Origin of the sequence: Sporosarcina sp. NCCP-2716, from assembly GCF_023707985.1 — a bacterium.
Taxonomy (GTDB): domain Bacteria; phylum Bacillota; class Bacilli; order Bacillales_A; family Planococcaceae; genus Sporosarcina.
Genome location: NZ_BRCF01000008.1, coordinates 55,077 through 77,073, shown reverse-complemented (window position 1 = coordinate 77,073; position 21,997 = coordinate 55,077). Strand labels below are relative to the sequence as shown.

25 protein-coding genes are annotated in these 21,997 nt (G+C 54.8%); 7 read left to right on the top strand and 18 right to left on the bottom strand.

Translation table 11 applies throughout. The features are described from left to right. Positions 1-3: 3 nt before the first annotated feature. The 4 genes from uvrB to NFU03_RS12150 form a co-directional block, all read right to left on the bottom strand. Complete coding sequence (gene uvrB / locus NFU03_RS12165; RefSeq protein WP_251639038.1) at positions 4-1,986, bottom strand: excinuclease ABC subunit UvrB; 1,983 nt, start codon at positions 1,984-1,986, stop codon at positions 4-6. Positions 1,987-2,116: 130 nt separating this feature from the next. Continuing rightward, positions 2,117-2,350, bottom strand: coding sequence for an IDEAL domain-containing protein (locus tag NFU03_RS12160; RefSeq protein ID WP_251639036.1), 234 nt, complete (start codon positions 2,348-2,350; stop codon positions 2,117-2,119). Between the two features lie 76 nt (positions 2,351-2,426). Next, complete coding sequence (locus NFU03_RS12155) at positions 2,427-3,635, bottom strand: ABC transporter permease (RefSeq protein ID WP_251639034.1); 1,209 nt, start codon at positions 3,633-3,635, stop codon at positions 2,427-2,429. After that, positions 3,619-4,368, bottom strand: a complete 750-nt coding sequence (locus tag NFU03_RS12150) for an ABC transporter ATP-binding protein (RefSeq protein ID WP_251639032.1) — start codon at positions 4,366-4,368, stop codon at positions 3,619-3,621. Before NFU03_RS12150 ends, NFU03_RS12155 begins: the two co-directional genes overlap by 17 nt. 120 nt (positions 4,369-4,488) lie before the next feature. On the opposite strand from NFU03_RS12150, the gene NFU03_RS12145 reads away from it, so the two are divergent. The 4 genes from NFU03_RS12145 (at position 4,489) to NFU03_RS12130 (ending at position 6,306) form a co-directional block, all read left to right on the top strand. Continuing rightward, a complete protein-coding gene (locus tag NFU03_RS12145) occupies positions 4,489-4,911 on the top strand; it encodes an HIT family protein (protein ID WP_251639030.1) in 423 nt (140 codons plus the stop codon). Between the two features lie 67 nt (positions 4,912-4,978). After that, positions 4,979-5,335, top strand: coding sequence for a YtxH domain-containing protein (locus tag NFU03_RS12140; protein WP_251639028.1), 357 nt, complete (start codon positions 4,979-4,981; stop codon positions 5,333-5,335). A gap of 138 nt (positions 5,336-5,473) precedes the next feature. Continuing rightward, on the top strand, positions 5,474-6,061 hold the full coding sequence (locus NFU03_RS12135; protein WP_251639026.1) for an HTH-type transcriptional regulator Hpr: 588 nt from the start codon (positions 5,474-5,476) through the stop codon (positions 6,059-6,061). 53 nt (positions 6,062-6,114) lie between these two features. Then, entirely contained in the window at positions 6,115-6,306 is a 192-nt protein-coding gene (locus tag NFU03_RS12130; protein ID WP_398290311.1) for a hypothetical protein, read from the top strand. Positions 6,307-6,354: 48 nt separating this feature from the next. On the opposite strand, the gene NFU03_RS12125 is transcribed toward NFU03_RS12130, so the two are convergent. Continuing rightward, a complete protein-coding gene (locus NFU03_RS12125; protein WP_116020236.1) occupies positions 6,355-6,456 on the bottom strand; it encodes a YjcZ family sporulation protein in 102 nt (33 codons plus the stop codon). A 143-nt stretch (positions 6,457-6,599) separates the two neighbouring features. Here NFU03_RS12125 and NFU03_RS12120 point away from each other — a divergent pair, with 143 nt between their 5' ends. Next, positions 6,600-7,535, top strand: coding sequence for a peptidylprolyl isomerase (locus NFU03_RS12120; RefSeq protein WP_251639016.1), 936 nt, complete (start codon positions 6,600-6,602; stop codon positions 7,533-7,535). Positions 7,536-7,870: 335 nt separating this feature from the next. On the opposite strand, the gene yhaM is transcribed toward NFU03_RS12120, so the two are convergent. The 8 genes from yhaM to NFU03_RS12080 form a co-directional block, all read right to left on the bottom strand. Beyond that, positions 7,871-8,812 carry a 3'-5' exoribonuclease YhaM gene (gene yhaM, locus NFU03_RS12115; RefSeq protein ID WP_251639015.1) on the bottom strand — a complete coding sequence of 314 codons (942 nt, stop codon included), beginning with the start codon at positions 8,810-8,812 and terminating at the stop codon, positions 7,871-7,873. Continuing rightward, positions 8,809-11,709, bottom strand: a complete 2,901-nt coding sequence (locus NFU03_RS12110; protein ID WP_251639013.1) for an ATP-binding protein — start codon at positions 11,707-11,709, stop codon at positions 8,809-8,811. Before NFU03_RS12110 ends, yhaM begins: the two co-directional genes overlap by 4 nt. Positions 11,710-11,722: 13 nt before the next feature. Next, the gene (locus tag NFU03_RS12105) at positions 11,723-12,922 is read right to left on the bottom strand and encodes a metallophosphoesterase family protein (RefSeq protein WP_251639011.1); all 1,200 of its coding nucleotides are present in this window, start codon (positions 12,920-12,922) and stop codon (positions 11,723-11,725) included. A gap of 146 nt (positions 12,923-13,068) precedes the next feature. Next, positions 13,069-14,328 carry an ABC transporter permease gene (locus tag NFU03_RS12100; RefSeq protein ID WP_251639010.1) on the bottom strand — a complete coding sequence of 420 codons (1,260 nt, stop codon included), beginning with the start codon at positions 14,326-14,328 and terminating at the stop codon, positions 13,069-13,071. Continuing rightward, positions 14,321-15,220, bottom strand: coding sequence for an ABC transporter ATP-binding protein (locus tag NFU03_RS12095; RefSeq protein ID WP_251639009.1), 900 nt, complete (start codon positions 15,218-15,220; stop codon positions 14,321-14,323). The genes NFU03_RS12100 and NFU03_RS12095 overlap by 8 nt, the downstream gene beginning before the upstream one ends. 57 nt (positions 15,221-15,277) lie before the next feature. Further along, complete coding sequence (locus tag NFU03_RS12090; protein WP_251639008.1) at positions 15,278-15,580, bottom strand: DUF2178 domain-containing protein; 303 nt, start codon at positions 15,578-15,580, stop codon at positions 15,278-15,280. A gap of 13 nt (positions 15,581-15,593) precedes the next feature. Next, a complete protein-coding gene (locus NFU03_RS12085) occupies positions 15,594-15,905 on the bottom strand; it encodes a DUF2178 domain-containing protein (RefSeq protein WP_251639007.1) in 312 nt (103 codons plus the stop codon). A gap of 2 nt (positions 15,906-15,907) precedes the next feature. Then, a complete protein-coding gene (locus NFU03_RS12080; RefSeq protein ID WP_251639215.1) occupies positions 15,908-16,105 on the bottom strand; it encodes a helix-turn-helix transcriptional regulator in 198 nt (65 codons plus the stop codon). A gap of 184 nt (positions 16,106-16,289) precedes the next feature. Here NFU03_RS12080 and NFU03_RS12075 point away from each other — a divergent pair, with 184 nt between their 5' ends. Together NFU03_RS12075 and mgsA are read left to right on the top strand one after the other, a co-directional pair. Next, entirely contained in the window at positions 16,290-16,475 is a 186-nt protein-coding gene (locus tag NFU03_RS12075; RefSeq protein ID WP_251639006.1) for a YhzD family protein, read from the top strand. 56 nt (positions 16,476-16,531) lie between these two features. Next, entirely contained in the window at positions 16,532-16,966 is a 435-nt protein-coding gene (gene mgsA / locus NFU03_RS12070; RefSeq protein WP_251639005.1) for a methylglyoxal synthase, read from the top strand. A gap of 21 nt (positions 16,967-16,987) precedes the next feature. Here mgsA and NFU03_RS12065 read toward each other — a convergent pair whose 3' ends face one another. The 5 genes from NFU03_RS12065 to NFU03_RS12045 form a co-directional block, all read right to left on the bottom strand. Next, the gene (locus NFU03_RS12065; protein ID WP_251639004.1) at positions 16,988-17,806 is read right to left on the bottom strand and encodes an STAS domain-containing protein; all 819 of its coding nucleotides are present in this window, start codon (positions 17,804-17,806) and stop codon (positions 16,988-16,990) included. A gap of 141 nt (positions 17,807-17,947) precedes the next feature. Further along, positions 17,948-18,727, bottom strand: coding sequence for an enoyl-CoA hydratase (locus tag NFU03_RS12060; protein WP_251639003.1), 780 nt, complete (start codon positions 18,725-18,727; stop codon positions 17,948-17,950). Between the two features lie 86 nt (positions 18,728-18,813). Beyond that, positions 18,814-20,319: a coproporphyrinogen III oxidase gene (locus NFU03_RS12055; RefSeq protein WP_251639002.1), complete on the bottom strand. Its 1,506-nt coding sequence runs from the start codon at positions 20,317-20,319 to the stop codon at positions 18,814-18,816. Positions 20,320-20,421: 102 nt separating this feature from the next. Next, the gene (locus tag NFU03_RS12050; RefSeq protein WP_251639000.1) at positions 20,422-20,772 is read right to left on the bottom strand and encodes a YlbF/YmcA family competence regulator; all 351 of its coding nucleotides are present in this window, start codon (positions 20,770-20,772) and stop codon (positions 20,422-20,424) included. A gap of 18 nt (positions 20,773-20,790) precedes the next feature. Beyond that, a complete protein-coding gene (locus NFU03_RS12045; RefSeq protein WP_251638998.1) occupies positions 20,791-21,939 on the bottom strand; it encodes a DUF445 domain-containing protein in 1,149 nt (382 codons plus the stop codon). Between the last annotated feature and the right edge of the window lie 58 nt (positions 21,940-21,997).

Below are 21,997 nucleotides of genomic sequence, written 5' to 3'. Positions count from 1 at the left end.
TCCTCACCCTTCTGCTTTCAGTTCAAGGATCGTATCCCGCAGCTCTGCCGCCCGTTCGAAGTCGAGCGCTTTCGCTGCATCTTTCATCTCTTTTTCAAGCGATGCAAGCAGCGCGGTCTTCTCTTCCTTGCTGAGCGCCTTTCCTTCCGTCACTTTCTCGACGTAGGAAACGGTTTCGTCCGCCGCCTGTGTCGCTTTGATGACGTCGCGGATGCCTTTCTGGATGGTCTTCGGCGTGATGCCGTGCTCTTCGTTGTAGGCCATCTGGATTTCCCGGCGGCGCTGTGTTTCCTCGATCGCTTTTTTCATGGAATCCGTATAGCGGTCAGCATACATGATGACGCGGCCTTCCGAGTTCCGTGCCGCCCGCCCGATCGTCTGGATGAGCGCCCGTTCGGATCGCAGGAACCCTTCTTTGTCCGCATCCAGAATCGCGACAAGGGACACTTCCGGAATGTCGAGACCTTCCCTCAGCAGGTTGATGCCGATGAGGACGTCATACGTACCGAGCCGGAGTTCCCGGATGATTTCGATCCGTTCGAGTGTTTTGATCTCCGAGTGGAGGTAGTTGACTTTCACGCCTGCTTCTTTCAGATAATCCGTCAAGTCTTCCGACATCTTTTTTGTCAGTGTCGTGACGAGGACACGTTCGTTGCGTGCCGCCCGTTCGTGGATCTGATCGAGGAGGTCGTCGATCTGCCCTTCGATCGGCCGTACTTCGATGATCGGGTCGAGGAGCCCCGTCGGCCGGATGATCTGCTCCACCATTTCCGGTGTATGCTCGATTTCGTACGGACCGGGCGTCGCGGAAACGTAGATCGCCTGGTGGATATGCTTTTCGAACTCCTCGAACATGAGCGGACGGTTGTCGAGTGCGGACGGCAGCCGGAAACCGTGTTCGACCAGCACTTTCTTCCGCGCCTGGTCGCCGTTGTACATGCCGCGAATCTGCGGCAGCGTTACGTGGCTTTCGTCGGCTACGATCAGGAAATCATCCGGGAAGTAGTCGATCAGCGTGTACGGCGTCTCACCTGCTGCACGCAGCGACAGATGACGCGAATAGTTCTCGATACCCGAACAGAAGCCCATTTCCCGCATCATTTCGAGATCATAGCGTGTCCGCTGCTCAAGCCGCTGTGCTTCGAGCAGTTTGTCGTTCCCCCGCATGATTTTGAGCTGTTCCTCCAGCTCCTGTTCAATGCGTACGATCGCTTTCTCCATCTTCGCTTCACCGGTGACAAAGTGGGAATTCGGGAAGATGGCGACGTGATCCCGTTCGCCGACCACTTCACCGGTCAGCGCATCGATCTCCCGCAGCCGGTCGATTTCATCGCCGAAGAACTCGATGCGGATGCACCGTTCGTCCTGTGATGCCGGGAAGATCTCGACGACATCGCCGCGCACGCGGAATGTACCGCGGGTGAAAGCGACGTCGTTCCGTTCGTACAGGTTGTCGACGAACCTGCGGAGCAGCTGATTCCGGTCGATTTCCATACCAGGACGGAGTGAGATCATATGCGAACCGTATTCTTCCGGCGAACCGAGACCGTAGATGCACGAGACCGAAGCGACTATCAGGACGTCGTTCCGCTCGAACAAAGCCGCCGTGGCGGAGTGCCGGAGTTTATCGATCTCATCGTTGATGGCCGAGTCTTTTTCTATATAAGTATCCGTCTGCGGCACGTAAGCTTCCGGCTGGTAGTAGTCGTAGAAGCTGACGAAGTATTCCACCGCATTATCTGGGAAGAACTCCTTGAACTCACTGTACAGCTGCCCTGCGAGCGTCTTATTATGGGCGATGACCAATGTCGGGCGGTTGATCTCTTTCACGACGTTGGAGACCGTGAACGTCTTGCCTGTTCCGGTTGCCCCCAGCAGCGTCTGATGCTTAACGCCTTTTTCCACTCCTTCGACCAATTGCTTGATGGCGGAAGGCTGGTCCCCCTGCGGCGTATAGGGCGCCTGAAGGCTGAATGTCTCTTTCACTTAACGTCACTCCCTAGTATTCCTCTTCCTTTTAGTTTATCACATTCCCTCTCTTCTCCAAAGCAAAAAGCGAACGTACGTTTTTTCACAAAAAAACTGCACGCGGCGAATGCGTGCAGTTCGGAGTGTATTAAGTTGCGTCCAGCGACAGCAGTGAACCGGTGAGTGTAAGAAATGCCGGTTTGTCGTGCCTGTCGAGCGCCGTGTCTATCTCTTCAAGCAGGCGCGTGCGGGTCTGTTCCCGGTGGATATGGCTCAGGAACAAGTCGATGTAGATGTCATTCAGCAATTTTTCCGCGTGCATGGAGGAGCTGTTTTTCCCTACGGCTTTGAGGAACTCGGCATATGAATACTTATTCTCCATCCTTCTTCACCTCGGAACTCTTTTTACCATTGTACCGAACACACACGAAGTATTGCAAGCATTTTTTCGAATATTCCTACTCCTTTTCCTCATTGCCGGTAAGCCGGATTGTCGCTTCCGAAACGATCAGTGCCACTGCACCCATCAGCAGCGGGGTTAGCGACCATCCATGCGGGATGAACGCTGCAGCCGTGACTGCGGCAGCCTGGATCCACTGGACACGTTCCGTCAGGCGGAAAATCTCTCGGCCGCGCGTTTCCTCGGCGTGCGGGAACAGCATATCCATCCGGAATTCGTCACCGCCGCGGAGTGTCTGCAGCGTCTGGATCGCCGACGCGAACGCCAGCGCCCCGACAAAGATGAACGCAACGACCGGGAATGGGATGAACAGCACGCCCCCTGCAGCGAGCAGCGTCAGGCGAAGCCACAGCCAGAACGACTCATCGGTCCGGATGAACGTCCGGCGCAGCAGGAAGCGCTGTGCATCGGTCCGTTCTACATTGGCGTCGGGCATGAACAGGCCGAGCCAGGAACGCTTACTGACAGTACCTTTCAGATGAGGGACTTCCGTGAAATAGTTCGCGAACCGGTAGAAGCCCATCATCCGGTTCTGTTCGAGCTCGATGAAATGGATGTACGAAAACGGCTTTTCACCGGCCCTCTTCGTCCAAAAGAGATAATAGGCAGCAAAGGCGGCAGCCGCGACAGCCGTGATGAGCCAGGAACCGGCCAGGATCCCCCAGAGGACGAGCACCCCAGCTGCAAAACGGATGGTCCTGTCCATCCAGACCCCGTGGCCTTCCTCCGCTTTCCGGAACGCGAATTCCGTCCGGACATTGAGCCATTCTGCTGCGATGATGACAGCAAGAAGGACGCCGTACAGCGGTCTGCTGCCGAATCCGTACGCACTGAGCATTGGCAGCGCGACGATGAACAGCAGGACCGGCAGCGGCAGTTTGGAAAAGAACGTCCACGTCAGCGCCCTGCCTGTATAGACGGGCAGCTCCTTCTCAAGCGGGAGCAGGTAGACGGAATCCGCCGGTTTAAGTAAGGTCACAGGGGTTGCGACTGCCATCGCACCTGCTATGAGCACGGCCGCAATCCAGGCCGCCGGCAGCCCTTCCGGCACGTCTTTCAGCCATTCACTGTATGCATAGCCTGCGGCACCGATCGAAAACAGCAGGACAATCGCCAGGTGTCCCGTGAAGACATACTGCAAATACCGCTGCAGCTCCGCAACGTATTTGCCGAATCGGCTCCCCCACAGGTCACGTAAGCCGTTCATGTGCCGCTTCCTCTGTCATCGCAATGTAAAGATCATCCAGCGAGGCATCCGGCCGGCCGAATGCTTTCCGTAAGTCCGACATCGTCCCCGCTGCGCGAACCTGGCCTTCGTGCAGCAGAATAATCCGGTCGCAATGCTTTTCTGCAGTCGCGAGTACGTGGGTGGACATGAGCACCGCCGCTCCGTCTGCCGTCCGTTCCGTCAGCTGATCGAGGAGTGAGCGGATGCCGAGCGGGTCCAGCCCGACGAACGGTTCGTCGATGATATAGAGGGACGGTTCGGCGAGGAACGCGCACATGATCATCACTTTCTGCCGCATACCCTTCGAGAAATGGGACGGATACCATTTCAGCCGTTTCTCCATGCGGAATTCCTTCAGAAGCTCAAGTGAACGGGCTTCGAATATGTCCTGCGGAATGCCGTACGCCATCGCCGTCAGCTCCAGATGCTCGCGAAGCGTCAATTCCTCATACAGCACCGGTGTCTCCGGTATGTAACTGAACGACTTCCTGTATAGTTCCGGGTCTTCGCTGAATGTGACGCCGTTGATGCGGATCGTGCCGCCCTGAGGGTTCATCAGCCCGATCACGTGTTTGATGGTCGTACTTTTACCGGCGCCGTTTAGGCCGATAAGGCCGATCAGCTCCCCTTCCCGGATATCGAATGATACATCGCGGAGGACAGGTTTCCGGGTATAGCCGCCTGTCACGTCCTGTAGGTCAAGTATTGCCATGCGTCTTCCTCCATTCTTGTATCCAGTTTACCAAATCGCGGACAACAATGCCTTGTCCAGCTCATGCCGATTATCTGAAAATATGCTACACTGAGGACATTCATGAAAGGAAGTGTTCAAATGTCCTCTTGTATTTTCTGCAAGATCGCTGCCGGAGAGCTTCCGGGAGAAATCATTTACGAAGATGAGCATTCTGTCGCGTTCATGGACATTATGCCTGTCACGAAAGGCCACGTCCTGCTGATCCCGAAAACACACCGGGAAAACATCTATGAGATGACAGCAGATGAAGCGTCCCATCTTTTCGCAGCAGCGCCGAAGATTGCCAATGCGCTGAAAGAGACGTTCGAACCGGCGGGCATGAACCTTGTGCAGAATAACGGGGCGGCAGCAGGCCAGGCCGTGTTCCACTTCCACCTGCATTTCGTCCCCCGCTACGACGAAACCGACGGCTACCGGCCGACATGGGACCAAAAGACGGATGAGTTCCCGAGCGAGCGCATCCAGCAGCTCGCCGCGGATATCCGGCAGCAGCTCGCCTGACCCCGGACATCGGGGTTTTAAGCGCGCCAGTCAAGGAAATAACACCAAAAGGAAGGAGTGGGCAATTATGAAAACTTCAACATTCTTAGCAGGACTCAGCGTAGGTGCAGTCGCCGCCGCAGTGACTGTCCTTTACTCGACTCCGCAGACAGGAAGCGATATGCGGTCATCCGTGAAAACCGCTTCGGCAGATTTGCGTGCGAAACTGAAAGACGTGAAAGGCAAAGTCGATGATCTGAAGGGCTCCGTTGCAGACTTCACCAGCGAAACGGTCCAGCCTGCCATCGACGGCGTCAAAGATTCAATCGGAGGCTGGAGAACGGCTGACGAAGGATCGCGGAACCGTCTCGAAAGCGAAATCCAGGAAATCCAGGACGCCATCGCCGAACTCGAGCGGTCGGTCGCCGCGCAGCACCATTCCTGACACGTGAACACCCTCCGAGTGAGGGTGTTTTTCTCTGCAGACGAACGAATTGAATTATTTTTAAATTCTAACTTTTTTATTTGTTGCTTTCCTGCTATAATGAAACTATCTATAGAAAAACAGGAAGCAGGTGCTTGCATGTCCGAACAAGAATACTCCCTGAAAGAAGCGATGATTTACAGTCAGCGTCTTGCACAGATGTCGAAAGCGTTATGGAAAGCCGTCGAAAAAGATTGGCAGCAGTGGTTAAAACCTTATGACTTGAATATTAACGAACACCATATACTCTGGATCGCCTATCATTTACAGGGAGCGACGATTTCCGATATCGCCAAGTTCGGTGTCATGCATGTCTCCACCGCCTTCAACTTTTCCAAGAAATTGGAACAGCGCAGCTACTTGGAGTTTTTCAAGCGGGAGGAAGACCGGCGGAATACATACGTCCTCGTGACGGAAGACGGGAAACAGCTGCTGGATGAAATGACTAAGAACTATTTCGATTCTTCTCACTCGATTCTGGAAGGTTCACAGCCCATCAAAAATCTGTACGGCAAATTTCCGGAATTCCTTGAGGTCATGTCTGTCATCCGCAACATTTACGGCGAGGACTTCATGGAGATTTTCGAGAAAGGGTTCGACAGCCTCGGACAGTCCTTCAACGAACAGGACGGGCGCCTCACTCCGACCTCCCCTGAATTGAAACTTGCCTCCGGGGAGAATAATTAGTTCCCAAACAGCGCAGCAGTCTGCTATGATAAGGGGAGATGTCCAAAGGGGGTATGTACGTGATTTTGATAATAACCGTTCTCTTTTCGCTATTTTACTTATTCCAAATCAACAAAATGACATTTGCTCTTTGTGAATCCCGTGAAATCCCTGAAGAAAAACAAAATAAAATATATGCGACGGTCAATATCCTCATCACCATCCTGATGCTGTCACTGTATGTGGAAGTCTTCATGAAGGTGTAACCGTAGGAAAAGCCCATCCCCTGTGCGGGATGGGCTTTTTTCATGTCATCAGTACAAGTAAGCTGCGCCTACAATGATCAGCAAGATGAACAGGACGACCAACAAAGCGAATCCAGATCCTGCTCCAGTACCTCCAGCATATCCACCCATTGAAGCACCCCCTCTCTTCTCTAACAGTCTATGCGATTCCCTTTTCAACGTCTGGGCTCAAGCGGGGGAACTTTTTTGTACTCAAATCGTTTGTATGGTATAGTGTCACTTGTTCAATTACATTTACAGAGGAGTATCAATTTATGAAAAAAACAGTTCTATCCTTTACGCTGGCAGCATCCGTACTTGCACTTTCCGCCTGTTCCGGCAGCGGCTCCGACGATGAAGCCATCGTGACTTCAAAAGACGGAGATATTACGAAAAGTGATTTCTACAAGGAAATGAAAGACTCTGTCGGGGAACAAGCGATCCAGATGATGGTGATTGAAAAGGTCCTCGAATCAAAATATGATGTCTCCGACAAAGAGGTGCAGGCTGAATACGACGATGTGAAGAAACAGCTTGGCGATAACTACGATCAGTACCTGGCATCCAACGGTCAGACCGATGCCGGCTTCAAAAAGTCCATCAAGCTCAACAAACTGCAGGAAGCTGCCTTGACGGACGGCATCAAAGTGAGCGATGAAGATGTGGATAAGTATCTGGAAGAAAAGAATACCGAACTGAAAGCAAGCCACATCCTGCTCGATACAGAAGAAAAAGCGAATGAAGTGAAGAAGAAAGTGGACGCTGGCGAGGACTTCGCAAAACTGGCGAAAGAGTACTCGACGGAAGAAGCTGCACAGGAAACCGGGGGAGAACTCGGCTGGTTCAAAAAAGGTGACATGGTCGAAGAATTCTGGAAAGGCGCTGCCGCTCTCAAAAAAGGCGAAGTCAGCGGACCAGTCCAGTCGGAGCACGGTTTCCACATCATCAAACTGGAAGACAAAAAGACCGGCGATGACAAAAAACCTTCGAAAGAAGAACGCAAAAAAGCTGCTGATGAGCTGAAGATGGAAAAAGCCGACACAAGCTCACTCGTCGACAAAGTATCCAAACTCGTCAAAGATGCAGACGTGAAAGTTAAAGACAAAGAACTGAAGTCTGCTTTGGATCTGTTCAACCAGAGCCAGGCAGCACCGGCTGACGGCGAGAAAGCCCCTGCCGATACGGAAACAGAGACAGACGGAGAAAAGTAAGTTGAGTTGTGCGCCGGCCCCTTTTTGGGGGCCGGCGTTTTTCCTGTTTTATGAGCGGTTCCCGAGATTTATGAGCGGTTTTCCTGTTTTATGAGCGGTTCCCGAGATTTATGAGCGGTTTTCCTTTTTTATGAGCGGTTTCTGAGATTTATGAGCGTTTTTCCTGTTTTATGAGCGGTTCCTGGGATTTATGAGCGGTTTTCCTTTTTTATGAGCGTTACCCACGATTTATGAGCGTTCCCCATGTTTTATGAGCATGCCCCATAATTAACGAGTGATATCTCCATAACACATGTTAAAAGGAGCGTTCCCCGCGAGGGGAACGCTCCTTTTTTTCATTCTTCAAATGATGGTTTATAGAACGAACGGTTTTCGAGCGGGAAGATGCGTTCGGAGAAGGTGCCGGGTTCGGTTTTGCTCATCGCCCGGTTCAGCATGTTCATCTTCGCGTCGATGTTGTCGATGTAGTGCAGCATCTCGGCTTCGGGGAGCATCGGGCGTTTCGGGCTGCCCCATTCTTCTTTACCGTGGTGAGCGAGCACCATATGCTGCAGCAGCATGACTTCTTCGCCGCTGACGTCAAGCTCATCAGCCGTCTTCGAGATTTCGGTCACCATGATGCTGATGTGGCCGAGGAGGTTTCCTTCGACAGTGTAATGCGGAGCGACGGCGCCGGAGAGCTCGACGACTTTGCCGATATCATGCAGGATGACACCTGAATACAGCAGATCCTTATTTAGGGTCGGGTACAGGTCCGCGACCGCCTTCGCCAGTTTCAGCATCGACACGACGTGGTCAAGCAGGCCGGATACGTAGTCGTGGTGATTGCGTGTCGCAGCAGGGTAGGTCATGAACGCCTCCTGATGCTTCTTGATGAGGTGGCGGGTGATGCGCTGGATTTGCGGGTTCTCCATTTCGAAGAAGAATTGCAGCAATTCTTCCATGAGCGCTTCCTTGCTTTTGTCAGCGGACGGGACGAGATCGGAAAGTGTCACGCCTTCTTCCTCGCGCGCCGGCCGGATGCTCTTGACCCGCAGCTGGTTCTTGCCGCGGTATTCGTGGACTTCCCCGCCGATACGGACGATGCCGCCCGCCGCGTAAAGACGCGCCTGTTCTTCACCGGTATCCCACAATTTCGCTTCGAGGTCGCCGCTCTTATCCTGCAGGACGAGCGACATGAAGGGGCTTCCCTGCTGTGTGATGCCTTTCGTCGATTGTTTGATGAACAAGAAGAGGTCGACGGGTTCGCCTACCTTATGATCCAATAATTTTTTCATGCTTTCACTGCCTCCTGGCTGTTTCTGATGTCGGACACGTTAATGATTTCTGCGTTCGTCCACTGGGTGAGCAGCTCTTCGTGACAGGTGAACACGATCAGCTGGTGGTCTGATGACAGGCCGGATAATGCGGCGGTCATGCGTGCCAGCCGTTCTCCGTCGAAATGGACGAATGGGTCATCCATGAGGATCGGGAACGGCGCTTCGTTCTTCAATTCCCCGGCGAGCGAGAGCCGGAGCACCAAGTAGGCCTGCTCTTTCGTCGCCTGACTCAGTTCGGCGATCGAGAATGCCTGACCGTCCTTGCGTTTCGCGCGGAAGCGGCCCTGTTCGTCAATGATCAGCGACTCGTAGGCGCCGTCCGTCACGCTGCGGAACATCCGGTTGGCGCGTTCCAGGACGGACGGCAGTTTTTTCTCTTTCAGGTCGGCCATCGTCTGGCGGATCGCTTCCGCCGCTGTCTGCCGGCCTGCCCATTTCAGAGCAAGCTCGTTGAACTCGGCTTTTTTGCTTTCGAACAGCTGAGATGTCAGCAGGTGCGCCTCCTCTTCCAGCAAGGCGTTCGTCTTGTGGAGGAGGGCGGCGCGTTCGTCCGTCAGCTGAGAGAGTTCTGTTTCCGCGGACGTACGGCGTTCTTCCAGTTCTGCTGCGCGCCGTGCCAATCTGTCTTCCGACAGACCGATGTCCTCGGCCGACGGGAGCAGACGCAATTGGTCCTCCATACTTTTCACCTGCAGCCGGAGCGTCTCGGTATGCTGATGGCGGTCATAGGCTCCGTAGAACGAAGCTTTGTCCGCCGCAGACGCCTGCCGGAACAAGTGCTGTTCCTGCTGCTCATAGGCTTGCAGTTCCAGTTGTTTTTCACCGATCAGGCGCTTCAGCCGGTTCCGCTGCTGCTGTTCCGCTTCCAGAGCGGCATGCCGTTCGCGCAGCGTCTGCGTTTCCTGCCTGATACTAGTATACAGGTCCGTTTCCGGGAGTTCACGTCCGAGGAATGATTCCGCTGCCTGACGCTGCGCCTGCAGGGATGCGCGCACTTCGCCGAGCCGTCCGGTCAGTTCCTCCTGCCGGCGGCGGTTCCCCTGCAGTTCGTTCATCATCCGGAACAATTCTGGAACGGCACCGGGAGCGGCGGTTCCTGGAAGTCCGAGGTTCCTGAGCGCTTCTTCAAGACGGGAGGATGCGGACCGGCTTTCCTCCTGCCGGCGTGCCAGTTCTGCGGTGAGCGCCTGATGATTGCGGGAATGCTGCTCTGCGGCAAGGGTCAGCTGTTCCTCTTTCCGCGTATAGTCCCCAACTTGTCTGCAAAGCCGCTCGTAATCTTCTTCTCTTCCTTCATATGCTTTCAGCAGTGCTGCCATGTCGTCTTTCCTGCAGTCCTGCTGCGGTTGCTCCGGCTGTTTCCTGAACAGCGCAGCTGCTCCGATCGCTGCAATGACAACACCGATCGCAACCACAGACCACTGCCGGGCGGCCAGGCCATATACGGCGGCCGCCACGGCAACTGCCAGCAGGAGCCAGTTCCCTGATGACGCGGTATTAGCTTGTGATGTGCCGGCGAACGCCATATAGGCTTTCGCTTCAGCGAGGCGCTGCCGTATGGACGGCCACTGCTGCGCCTGTGCCAGGTCCTCATCCGAAGGGGCGGCAGCACCGTGGCGGGAGAGCTGTTCTTCCGCACGCGCGGTAAGTTCCGCCGCCCGCTGGCAGTCCGCCTTACACGACTGCATGTCCCGGGTGGTCTGCTGGACACGGGATGCCAGTTCCTGCACGTATTGTTCGGATGCCAGTGAACTGTCTGCCTGCAGGAGCGCCTCTTCCGCATCCGGATCGTTCGCGCCGAGCCGGTCTAGCAGGCGCTGTCGTTCCGTTGAAGCCTGTTCAATAGCGGATGAAAGACGGATCTTTTCCTGCAGGAGAGCATGCCAGTCCGGCTCTTTCGCAAGAAGTTCCTCCAGCCGGCCGAGCCGGCCAGAATCGGCCTCCCTCGCCAGCTGATCGTCCAGGTCGTCAAGCTGGTGGCGGGAGCGGGACAGGACAGCTTCCGTCTCATGGCGCTTCCCTTCCAGCATTTCCTGTTCACGGATGCCGTTCGGCGGGAAGTCCGTATCGCCAAGCCTCTCGATTTCTTCCAGGAGACGCTCGCGGTTCGCTTCGATCGGCAGGCGGATTTTACCGTTCTGCAGCTGTTCGTCTTCTGCTCTCAAGCGTTCAAGCTCCTGCCGTTTTTCAGTGATCGCCTGTTCGGTTTCCCGCAGCCGGATCATCGATGGCTCGTATTCGTCCACTCGCGCCCGCTGTTCTTTCAGCACGGCTTCGAGTTCTCGCAATTCCTTCAGCAGCACGTTCATGTGCGGGTTCTTTCCTGATTTCTTGAACAGGTCGGCCTTTTCCTTCTCCAGTCGTTTTTCCAGTTGCATCAACAGGTCGATCCCCGTCGTTCCGGATGACAGCAGCGTACGGCTCAATTCGTCGGCGTCCATTTGGTCGAGTCCTTGCAGCTGGAACAGGGAGAACGAAAAGATCGATTCGAAGGCTGTCCGGTCATACTGCCGGAGCAGTTCCGCCAGCTTTTCCTCACCTGCGGTCGTACCGTCTTCGAAACGGATTGTGACGTCGCCTGCGGACTTGCCGCGGATGCGCTCCACTTCGATGAGGCCGAGACGGTCGTCGATTAGGGACAGCCTGCCGCCATAAGGGGCACCGTTTTTCGGTTCATAGCGCAGCAGGGCGCTGTTCTTCGGCGGGAAGCCGAAAAGGATATGGAGGATGAACTGATAGATCGTCGTCTTGCCCGCCTCATTCTTCCCGCAGAAGACGGTGATGCGCTCTCCGATTCGGATCGTTACATCCTGGTGGCGGCCGAAGCCGTAAATTGTGAGCTGTTCGATCTTCATTTGCACCCCTCCTTCACGATGTCAGTTCGTCCGTCAGCAGGCTGCCTGCCGACTCCTTGACCTGCTGCTTCGTTCGGTCATCGAGCGTATCGAGGAACGGAGCGGACCGCGCATGCTGGTACACGTCCTGCAGCACTTCTTTCCAGTCGCCGTCCGTCCAGCCGTCGAGCCGTTCGATCACCGATCGGATCAGCGGCGAGCTGCCGGCTGCACCAGTCAGGGCTGACGCTTCGAACGCCAGCCCGGAGAACCAGATCCGGCTGTCGGCGGTTTCCCGCAAAATATCGAGCCATTCTTCGGCCGGCGCCCCTGCAAAGAGCTCCCGTGCTTCTTCCCCGATCCTGCGGTTGACGACACGGACGATCGCTGAACCGCTCCGCCCTGCAGCCTCTTCCGCCTGCTCCCTGCATTTCGCGAGCCAGTCATTCGCATGGCGGATATCGCTGCAGTCGACCTGTATCTCTTCGAACCGGACCACCGACGTCGGAACGAACGTCAGCTGCGCGTCCCCGTCGTCGAGCACTACATCATAGAACCCTTTGACACCCGCTTCGTTCCTGTGCCGCCCCTGCAGATTGCCCGGATAGACGACGGGGGGTCCCTCGTGCAGCAGCTGCCGCTTATGTATATGGCCGAGCGCCCAGTAGTCATACTTCTTCTGCAGCAGTTCCTTCATCGTAAAGGGAGCATAGACAGCATGCGTATCGTCCCCGGCGATGCTTCCGTGGAGCATGCCGATATGCAGGGTGCCGCCGGACGCTTCCGGGTATCGTGCGATCATCGCTTCGCTGACATGGCGTTCCGGATAGCTGAACCCGTGGACCGCCACCCGCTGCCCTCTGACTGTGAATTCATGCGACTCGACGTCAGGACCGAACACGGTGACATTGTCCGGCACCTTGAAACGGGCCCAGCTGCCTGCGAGATGGTCATGGTTGCCGTACAACAGGAAGACCGGGATGCCCGCCTCCCGGAGCTGTTCAAGCCCGCTGATGAAACGCATTTGGGCGCGGAGACTCCGGTCCTCCCCGTCGTAGATGTCCCCTGCGAGGAGGATGAAATCGGGCTGTTCGCGGACGGCATACGTGATGAATGATTGGTAGGCTGCAAATGTGCTCTCCCGCAGTTCGGCGAGGCGCGCTGCAGGCATATCGGTGATTCCCTTGAACGGGCTGTCGAGATGCAGATCGGCTGCATGCAAGAAACGGATCATTGGTGACGGTCCCCTTCCGGACGAATATTTGTTCTAATTTTACCATAGTTCCAGGCGGTGTGCGACCGGCCCGGTGCAAGTCTTTCATCTGAAAAAAGAGAAAGGCAGAGGGTGCATTTGCCCCTCTGCCTTGTGGATTGACTGACTTATTCCTTCCCGAGCTGGATCGCTTTCTTAATGTCCTTCAGTGAGCGGGACGGGCCGTACATGAGGACGCCTCCGCGGTAGACACGGGCGCCGAACCAGCCGAGCACGAAAATCGTCACGAGCATGATCGCGATGCCGAGCAGCGGCTCCCACACCGGCAGATCGAGCATGCCGACCCGCAGGAACATGACGAGCGGCGTGAAGAACGGGAAGAATGATGCGTATTTCAAATAGCCGAGCTCCGGATTGCCGAGACCGGATGCCGCCAAGATGAAGGCTGCGACGATCAGCAGGGTCATCGGCATGATCATCTGCTGGACATCTTCCGTCCGGCTGACGAGCGAGCCGAGCAGCGCGGCGAGTGTCGCGTACAGGAAGTAGCCGAGCAGGAAGAAGATGACGGCATAGACGAGCGTCATCGGGTTGATGTCCGACAGGCTGAAGAAACTTGCAATGCCTTCCGTCGCTTCGGAGGCCGATGTCTTGAAGGCGATGAACCCGGCAATGCCGTAGACGATGATCTGTACGATGCCGAGTGTGCCGATGCCGAGCACCTTAGCGAACATGTGCTTTACAGGCGACACGCTTGAAATGAGGATCTCCATGACGCGTGATGACTTCTCGGTCGCCACTTCCGTCGCAATCATTCCGGAGTAGAGGATGACGGCGAAATAGATGACGAACATCAGAACATAGACGAGGATCCGTGCCTGGTTCAGTTCATCTTCCGATTTGGCGGTGGCGGAGATGTTATTCGTCTCGACATGGACTTGCTTGAACAGCGAGTCGACCTGTTCGGACGACAGAGACAGTTCATCCGCTTTGATGCCGGCCTGGACAGTCTGCAGCGCGTTTTTCACATCGTCCGGCAGTGTTGTGTCGATGCTGCTGAGTGTCGTGTAGGTCGCCTGGATCGTGTTCGTGCCGTCAAGGGAGAGCGTCAGGAACGAGTCGATATCTTCCGAGCGCACCTGTTTTTCAAGGTCAGCAGCCGAGTCGTTCGTCTGCTCCACGGACAGTTCGGAATCCGGGTCGTTCGCTTTCAGGACCGCAGCGAGCGGATCGAAGAGCTTTCCGCTTTCATCCACGACCTTCAGCATTTCCGCTTCTCCGCCCATTCCGTCGAAGGCGTCCAGGATGCGCGGCAGGTTGGACAGCAGGAAAATGCCTGCGATGACGAGGACTGTCGTGATGGCGAATGATTTCGTCCGTGCCTTCGTCAGGAATGCCTGTTTGAAGATGATCCAGAATTCACGCATGCTCTTTCCCCACCTTTGCTATGAAGATGTCCTGAAGCGTCGGTTCCTCGATTTCGAATTGACGCACAGGACCTGATTTCAGCGCCTCCGTCAGCAGAAGCTCCGCCGTTTCATCGGACTCCACCTGGTAGACGGCGCCTTCGACGGTCGCTGTGGCGGACAGCACACCCGGGACAGCCGACAGTGCATCGAGCGGATAATCGGAACGGATCCGGACGTTCTGCTGGCCGAATGACCGTTTGACGTCCTTGAGTGTCCCGCTGACAATCTGTTTGCCGTGATCGATGATGCTGAACTGCTCGCACAGTTCTTCAACGTGGTCCATGCGGTGGCTCGAGAAGATGATCGTCGCGCCGCTGTTGCGGATGTCGAGGATCGCCTGTTTCAGCATTTCCACATTGACGGGGTCGAGTCCTGAGAAGGGTTCATCCAGAATGATCAGCTTCGGTTTGTGCAGCAGTGCGGCGATCACTTGGATCTTCTGCTGGTTCCCTTTCGACAGTTCCTCCACTTTTTTGTTCAAGTACTGCGGCACGTCGAAACGATCGAGCCAGGCGCCGAGCTCGCGTTTCGCGTCCGCCCGCTTCATGCCGCGAAGTTCTGCCAGAAACAGCAGCTGGTCTTCGACTTTCATCTTCGGGTAGAGTCCCCGTTCCTCTGGCAAATAGCCGATCTGCGGACTTGTTGAATAGTTGACCGGTTTGCCGTTCCAAGTGATGCGCCCTTCGTTCGGCGTCAGCAGGCCGAGGATCATGCGGAATGTCGTCGTCTTTCCGGCTCCGTTCGCGCCGAGGAACCCATACATCGTCCCCTCTTCCACAGTCAGCGATAAGTCATTAACGGCAGTGAAGTCACCGAACCGTTTCGTGACGTGTTCAATTTTCAGTGTCATCCAAACTCCCCTTTTCCAGTTGGTCTCTATTCTTTACGATTCACCCTCGGATCCGTTTCATAATCTTCTGTTCAGGAAAAATACACTGATCAGATAGGATACCAGCAAGACACCATATGCTGAAAGGACAAGATAGAATGCGAGTTTCGGCCCATCCAGCAGCAAGAGCGTGATCCACATCGCGGTCAGGACAACCAGCGTTACCGACCACGATACGTTTCTAGCCAATGAATGGACTTGCTGATACCGCTCGTCGAACCGCCGATCTTTCTTGCCCTTTCTAAAGTACAGATACAGCAGGAGCAGGCTGACACCGCCACCAGTGAAAAAACCAGCAATCGTTTCCATCGATATATCCATAATTTATCCCCTTTCAGTTCCGGCTGGCTGAGGAGACGGCGCCAATCATATAGGAAAGCATATGAACGACCCAAACCCCTGTCAACAAGAAGAATGCGAGTTTTGGTCCTTGAACAATCAGTACGATCATCCAGGCAGCCAAGATGGCAGCAGTCGTTGCCATCCATGAAAAGGACCGGGCATTGTGCTGGATCGTCCGATAGCGCTCATCGAAGGCCCGTTCCTTTTTCATCTTTCTTCTTGTGAGAAGCAAGACACCGCCTGCAACCAGCAGTCCCAGTGGCAGTCCTGCTAAAAACACCCACGTGTTAAACCCTTCGTACATTGTCATTCCTCCTCAGGTGTGAAAATATCCTCGATTCGGCAGTCGAATAGTTTTGCGATCTTGAATGCAAGCACGAGCGACGGATTATACCTGCCCTTTTCCAGCGATATGATCGTCTGTCTGGAAACGTCCAGCTTTTCCGCAAGGTCATCTTGGGTCCATCCACGGCCGGTCCGTCTTTCCCTGATACTGTTCTCCAGATCAATACCCTCCCTTTTCCAGTGAGAAGTAAACTTACCTTTACGTTAAGCTTGCTTTACGTAAAGGATACTTTACCCCGCGTGCGCATGTCAAGCTCCTTTTACACTCTTTCGAACTGAACGACTGTTCACTTTTTAATGTTTCGTAGTATACTAAAGAAAAGATGCAGGGAGGACTGATGGAATGAGAACTTATAAATTGACCGCCTATGAGAAAAACGGCAAGCTGATCACGGACGAGACATTCACAGCGGAAACGGACGAGGCTGCAAAAATCATCGGCCGTGAGATGATCGAGGACCAGAACCTGTCCGATCAGACACACCGTCTCGCCTCACCCGCCGGAAAGCTGCTGCTGTTCCACGTGTAAGACGTACAGAAGAAAATGTGCTATTCTAACGGGGAACGGAATAGGAGGCAATGCTGATGAAAATCGCACTGATTGCGCACGACGAGAAGAAGGACGAAATGGTGAATTTCGCAATTGCCTATGAATCGATCTTCGAGAGATTCAAGCTGTATGCAACTGGAACGACCGGCCAGCGGATCATGGACGAAACGGATCTGGACGTACACCGCCTGAATTCCGGACCGCTCGGCGGCGACCAGCAGATCGGTGCCATGATAGCAACGGGTGAACTCGATCTGATCCTGTTCTTCCGGGATCCGCTCACTGCCCAGCCCCATGAGCCGGACGTCAGCGCCCTGCTCCGTCTGTGCGATGTCTATGCAATCCCGCTCGCGACGAACATCGCCACTGCGGAGCTGCTCATCCGCGCTGTCGAAAAAGGCTATTTCGAATGGCGCACAACGGCAGATAAATACAAACAAAAGACGCTTGCCCGCTTTGATCGCGGATAAGCGTCTTTTCGTTTTTTCCGATTACAAATACCACTGGATGGCCCGTTGCAGCGTGCCGTACGTTTTCGTCTGGCTGTCAAACCCGCGGCCGAAATTCGCCATCTTGCGAACGACATCCGGCCGGAGCCCGGTGATGACCACTTCACAGCCCATGAGCCGCGTGCTGTCAATCACTTTGCCAAGATTATCGATCACTTCTTCCTCCATCTCTACGATCCCCGACATATCGAGGATGAGCGTCTGGATGTGGAGCCTGCTGATTTCGAACAGCACCTTTTCCTGGATGACCGTCGTCCGGTAATAATCCAGCTTGCCGATCAGCGGCAGGATGCTCGTCGTCTCGGTCACCGGGATGATCGGAACAGATAAGTCTTCCACAAGCGCCCGCTGCATGCTGATCTGTTCATCTTTGAAAGATGAATAACTGAGGAAGAATTCGTTCAGAAATACATCGAGACGGGAATTCACTTTCTTTTCAAGCTCAAAGAATTCCTGGTCGGTGAACAAATTGCCCGTGTCCTCGATATACTGTTTGATGAAATCCCACATTGTACGGCGGATTGCCGACACCCACTCGAGTTTGAATGCGAGCGTCAGTGAATGCTTCGCCCATGCGATCCCTTCCACTCGGGCGAACGAAAGCAGTTCTTCTTTTTGCGCTTTGCTGACGAAGGTCACCAGCTTATGCGCATTATTAATGAGATCGATATTGCCGATCCTCAAGATTTCTTCTATTTTGTCATTCACCGTAACCGCATGTATCAGTAACTGCTGTTCGAACTCCTGGTGATGGTCATCGATGAATTGTTTAATTTCCGGCTGAATTACCCCATTACCCACAATGAGCCCCCCTAAATTCCGCTAATCTGTATGTGTTCATAGCAAACACGATTAATATACCCTCTTTCCTGATAAACAAACCTATATTTTGCTCATCCACGAAAAGAAGTATTCCGCTTCCGGGGTGCCGCTGCTGTCCTGTCAGTTACCTTTGAACTCCGGCTGCCGTTTTTCGATGAACGCCCGGATCCCTTCCTGATGGTCGTTAGTCTGACGCATCGCAATTTGCGCGTCGGCCTCATGACTCAGCACCGCTTCCAGTTCAGCCCGTTTGCTTTCGTGGAGAATGTGTTTCGTCGCAATCATCGCTGACACCGGAGCATGGAGCAGGGAAGACGCAATTTCGTCCGCCGCCCGGTCCGCCTGGCCGTTCGGCACGAGATCGTCCACGAGACCTGCCGCGTTCGCCGTTTTCGCATCGAGCACTTCGCCGCCCCAGATCATCTTCTTCGCATTCACGGAGCCGATCCGTTCCTGAAGGAAGAAATGACCGCCGCCGTCAGGGACAAGGCCGATTCCGATGAAGTTCATGGCCAGTTTGCTGTCTTCTTCCGCAATGATGATGTCACAGGCGAGCGCCAGTGTGAAGCCGAGACCCGCTGCCGAGCCGTGGATCGAAGCGATTGTGATCTGCGGAAGGAAGTAGATCGCTTTGGACAGACGGGTGATGTACTGCATCATTTCCGTCATGTCGAGCGGGGCTTCCGGATCCGCCATCTTCTTGATGTCGCCGCCTGCGGAGAACGTGCGTCCCTCTCCTTTGATGATCAGCACCTGCGTACCTGAATCGCCTTTCAGCGACTCGAGCGCTTCCGCCAGTTCTTTCATCATGACATCATCCATCGCATTCATGGACGCCGGCCGGTTCAGTGTCAGCACTGCCTTCCTGCCGTCTTTCCTCAATTCTATCGTTTCATACATTCCATTTCCTCCTAGCTCGATCTCAGATGAACAGCTACAAGTGAACAGCCGTTCATTTCCTATTCGGGATAAACGGCTGATTCCCTTTATTTCAAGATGGTTTCCGGAAATATTTCGTCGAGCAGGGCGAGTTTCTTCTCAATCGACTCCTGATACGACAAAATATAGGCGGCTGGATCTTTCGGATTATGATACTGTGTGATCCGTCCGGTTTCCGGATCCCGGAATTTACTTGACGCCCCGCAGCCGATGCCGATGATCGGCTGGACTTCTTCCATGATCATGATATTGTAGATACTTTCTTCGCCGGGTTTCGAGTAGCCGACATTCTCCAAGTTGCCGAGTATGTTTTTCTGCCGGTACAAGTAGTATGGGACGTAGCCGTTCTCTTGTGTCCACTCTTCCCCGAGTTTCATCATCTGTTCAGCGGTCGGCCGGTCCGCCACTTCGTATTTCTTCTTGTTGCGGGTCATCTCGGACGCCCGTTTGAATGACAGCGTATGGATCGTCAGCGATTCCGGCTGCAGCTTCTCCGTTTCCGCGAGCGAATGACGGAATTCGTCAAGCCCTTCGTTCGGCAGGCCGATGATCAGATCCATGTTGATGTTGCGCATACCCATCGAGCGGGACAGCTTAAACTTGTCGATCGTCTCCTGGACGGTATGATGACGCCCGATCGCTTTTAGTGTTTCATCCGTATACGACTGCGGGTTGACGCTGATCCGGTCGATGCCCCATTTTTTGAGGACGTCGATCTTGACCGGCGTGATCGTGTCAGGTCGGCCGGCTTCGACGGTCACTTCCCGGACGTGTTCCATGAATGGGAACGATTGCGCCATCACTTCATACAGCGCGTCCATCTCTTCCGCTTCGATCGACGTCGGGGTGCCGCCGCCGAAATAGATTGTCGTCACCCGGATCCCGCGGTCCTGCAGCCATTCACCGAGCTGGCGGATCTCTTCGTGCAGCCCGTCGAGGAACGTTTCCACGCGGCCGTTCTTCCGGTGGATCGCATACGCGGGGAATGTGCAGTATGCGCATTTCGTCGGGCAGAACGGAATGCCGATGTAGATGCTCACTTCGTTCTGCAGCTGGTACAGATCCGGCACAGCGGTCAGCTGAATGTCGGCGATCGTTTCCAGCAGATCGGCTTTTCTTCTCGACACCCGGTGTTTCGTCATGAGGAGCTGTTTGACTTCATCCGGCTCCATTCCCTGCTGGCGGTACTTGTGATACAGTTTCGTCGGCCGGATCCCCGTCAGGATGCCCCATTCCTGTGTCATGCCTGTGCAGTTTTCCAGCAACTCGAGGAAGACGTGCGAATAGAGCCGCTTCCATTGGCGGTTCCGTTCTTTTTCCGTCCCGTCTTCGGCAGTTTCCATGAAGGATGCCTGATACGTATTGCCTTCCGCGGTCAGCGTCCCTTCGACGGTCAGCTGTCCCTCATCGTTCCGTTCCTCGAATCGTAAGACCAAGTCGCCGGTTTCCCCTGCTTTGCAAACGTGCGTTTCTTCGAAAAACAGATTCGCCAAGTGGATGAACATCCGGTTCCAATCTTCTTTGAAATCGCCGTGCAGCGCGATCATTTTCATGGTAAGCCCAACTTTCTCCGGTCATCTGCGCCGGTCTTCTCTGCTCCCCAGTATAACAAATCCGGAAAACAAAAAACCAGCCTGTCCGGCTGGTTTTTGTGATCAGTTCATCGTTTCGTAAAGATCCTGCACCGGTTTCATGAGGATGCGGTTGATTTCATCGATGATGCCGCTGAGCTTCATCTCCGCTTCGAGCATTCCCATGATTTTCGGGTTCTGCTGGGAAAGCTGGGCGGTCTTTTGCGCGTGTTCCAGCTCGTCCGGCTGGATTTCCTCGCCTGCCATCTGTTTCTGTTGAAGTCTCATCTGCACTTCACGGAAACTGCGGAACAGTTCCAGTGCTTCCGGATCTGCCTTCACGTCTGCGATCGCTTCTTTGACGCCCGCGAATTCCTCGGTCGCGCGAAGGGATTCTTCCAGTTTGTTAATGTCGTCGTAAATGTTGACTGCCATGTGTATGTTCCTCCTAAGTTACGTCAGATTGGTAAAGTATACAATGAGTCCCTGCACAATTCCAATGATACCTCCGAGGAGTGCGCCGAGGACGGTGATCATCTTGAACTCGCGCTTCGAAATGCCGAGCACGAGGTCTTCCAGGACGGATACCGGGAATGTATCGACCTGTTCCTTGACGATCTGGTCGAGCTTCAGTTTCTTCAGCGACTGTTCCAGCTGGACTTCCGCCTGGGAGAACGTAAACTCGATGAGCTGCGGTGTCAGGTGCTCGGCAGTCCAGGCTGCGCCGTCCTTCCAATAGTGGCGGATCGGCTGCGCCAGCCGGCCTGCGGTGTCCAGTTCGTGAAGCGCATACGTACGAAGTGCAAGTTGGAGTCCGTCCCAGTCGAATCCGCCGGCGAGTTCCGCCATCGGCCGCCGTTTCAGTTTCCCCCATTCCGTTGCAAGCATCGTCTCGACCAGCTGAGCAGTTCCAGGAGCTGCGATGAACTTCTTCGCTTCACGCTGCACTTTCTCTACGAGCGACGTCGAGTCGCCGAACAGCATTTTCACCATGCCGCCGAGCGTGCCTTTCGATTCCAGGAAGTCTGTGATCAGCCGCTGGAACATGACCTTGCCTTCGTACGAATCGACGAAGCCGTCTGCCCTGCCCAACACGTAGGCAGTGAGTGTCGGGATATGCTGCTCCGCCTGCTCGAGCCATTTCTCCGGGACCGTCTCCTCCACTGTGCCGGACAGGATGGACTGTCTGAAGGACTGGAACCGCTCGTCGATCAGTTCGCCGGCCTTCCTGTCAATGACAGCATCCAGGTCATGGACTCCGCCAAGCGCCAGCCATTCGGCGAGCGTGCGGTCCGACATCAGGATCTCCTTTTCCAGCTTCCCCTGCACGAACGCTTCCGCTTTCGCCGCCATGTCGGGCGTCAGCAGGCGCTTCCGGAATGTGTCCGGTGTCAGCAGGTAATTCGTCACCGTCCTCCCGAGCTGGACGGCCAGTTCGTCACGGCGTTTCGGGATGAGCCCCGGTGTGAACGGCACACGCCACTTGCCGATGTATTTTGCTTCATGCGGACGGAACAGCATTTTTATCGCCAGGTGGTTCGTGAAGCCCCCGATGAGAGCCCCGATCAGCGCCATAAACAGCAGTGTCCACAAAAAATCCATTCGCCTCACCTTTTCCTGTTCGATTTCTTTCCCAGTATACCAGAACAGCGGACGCCGC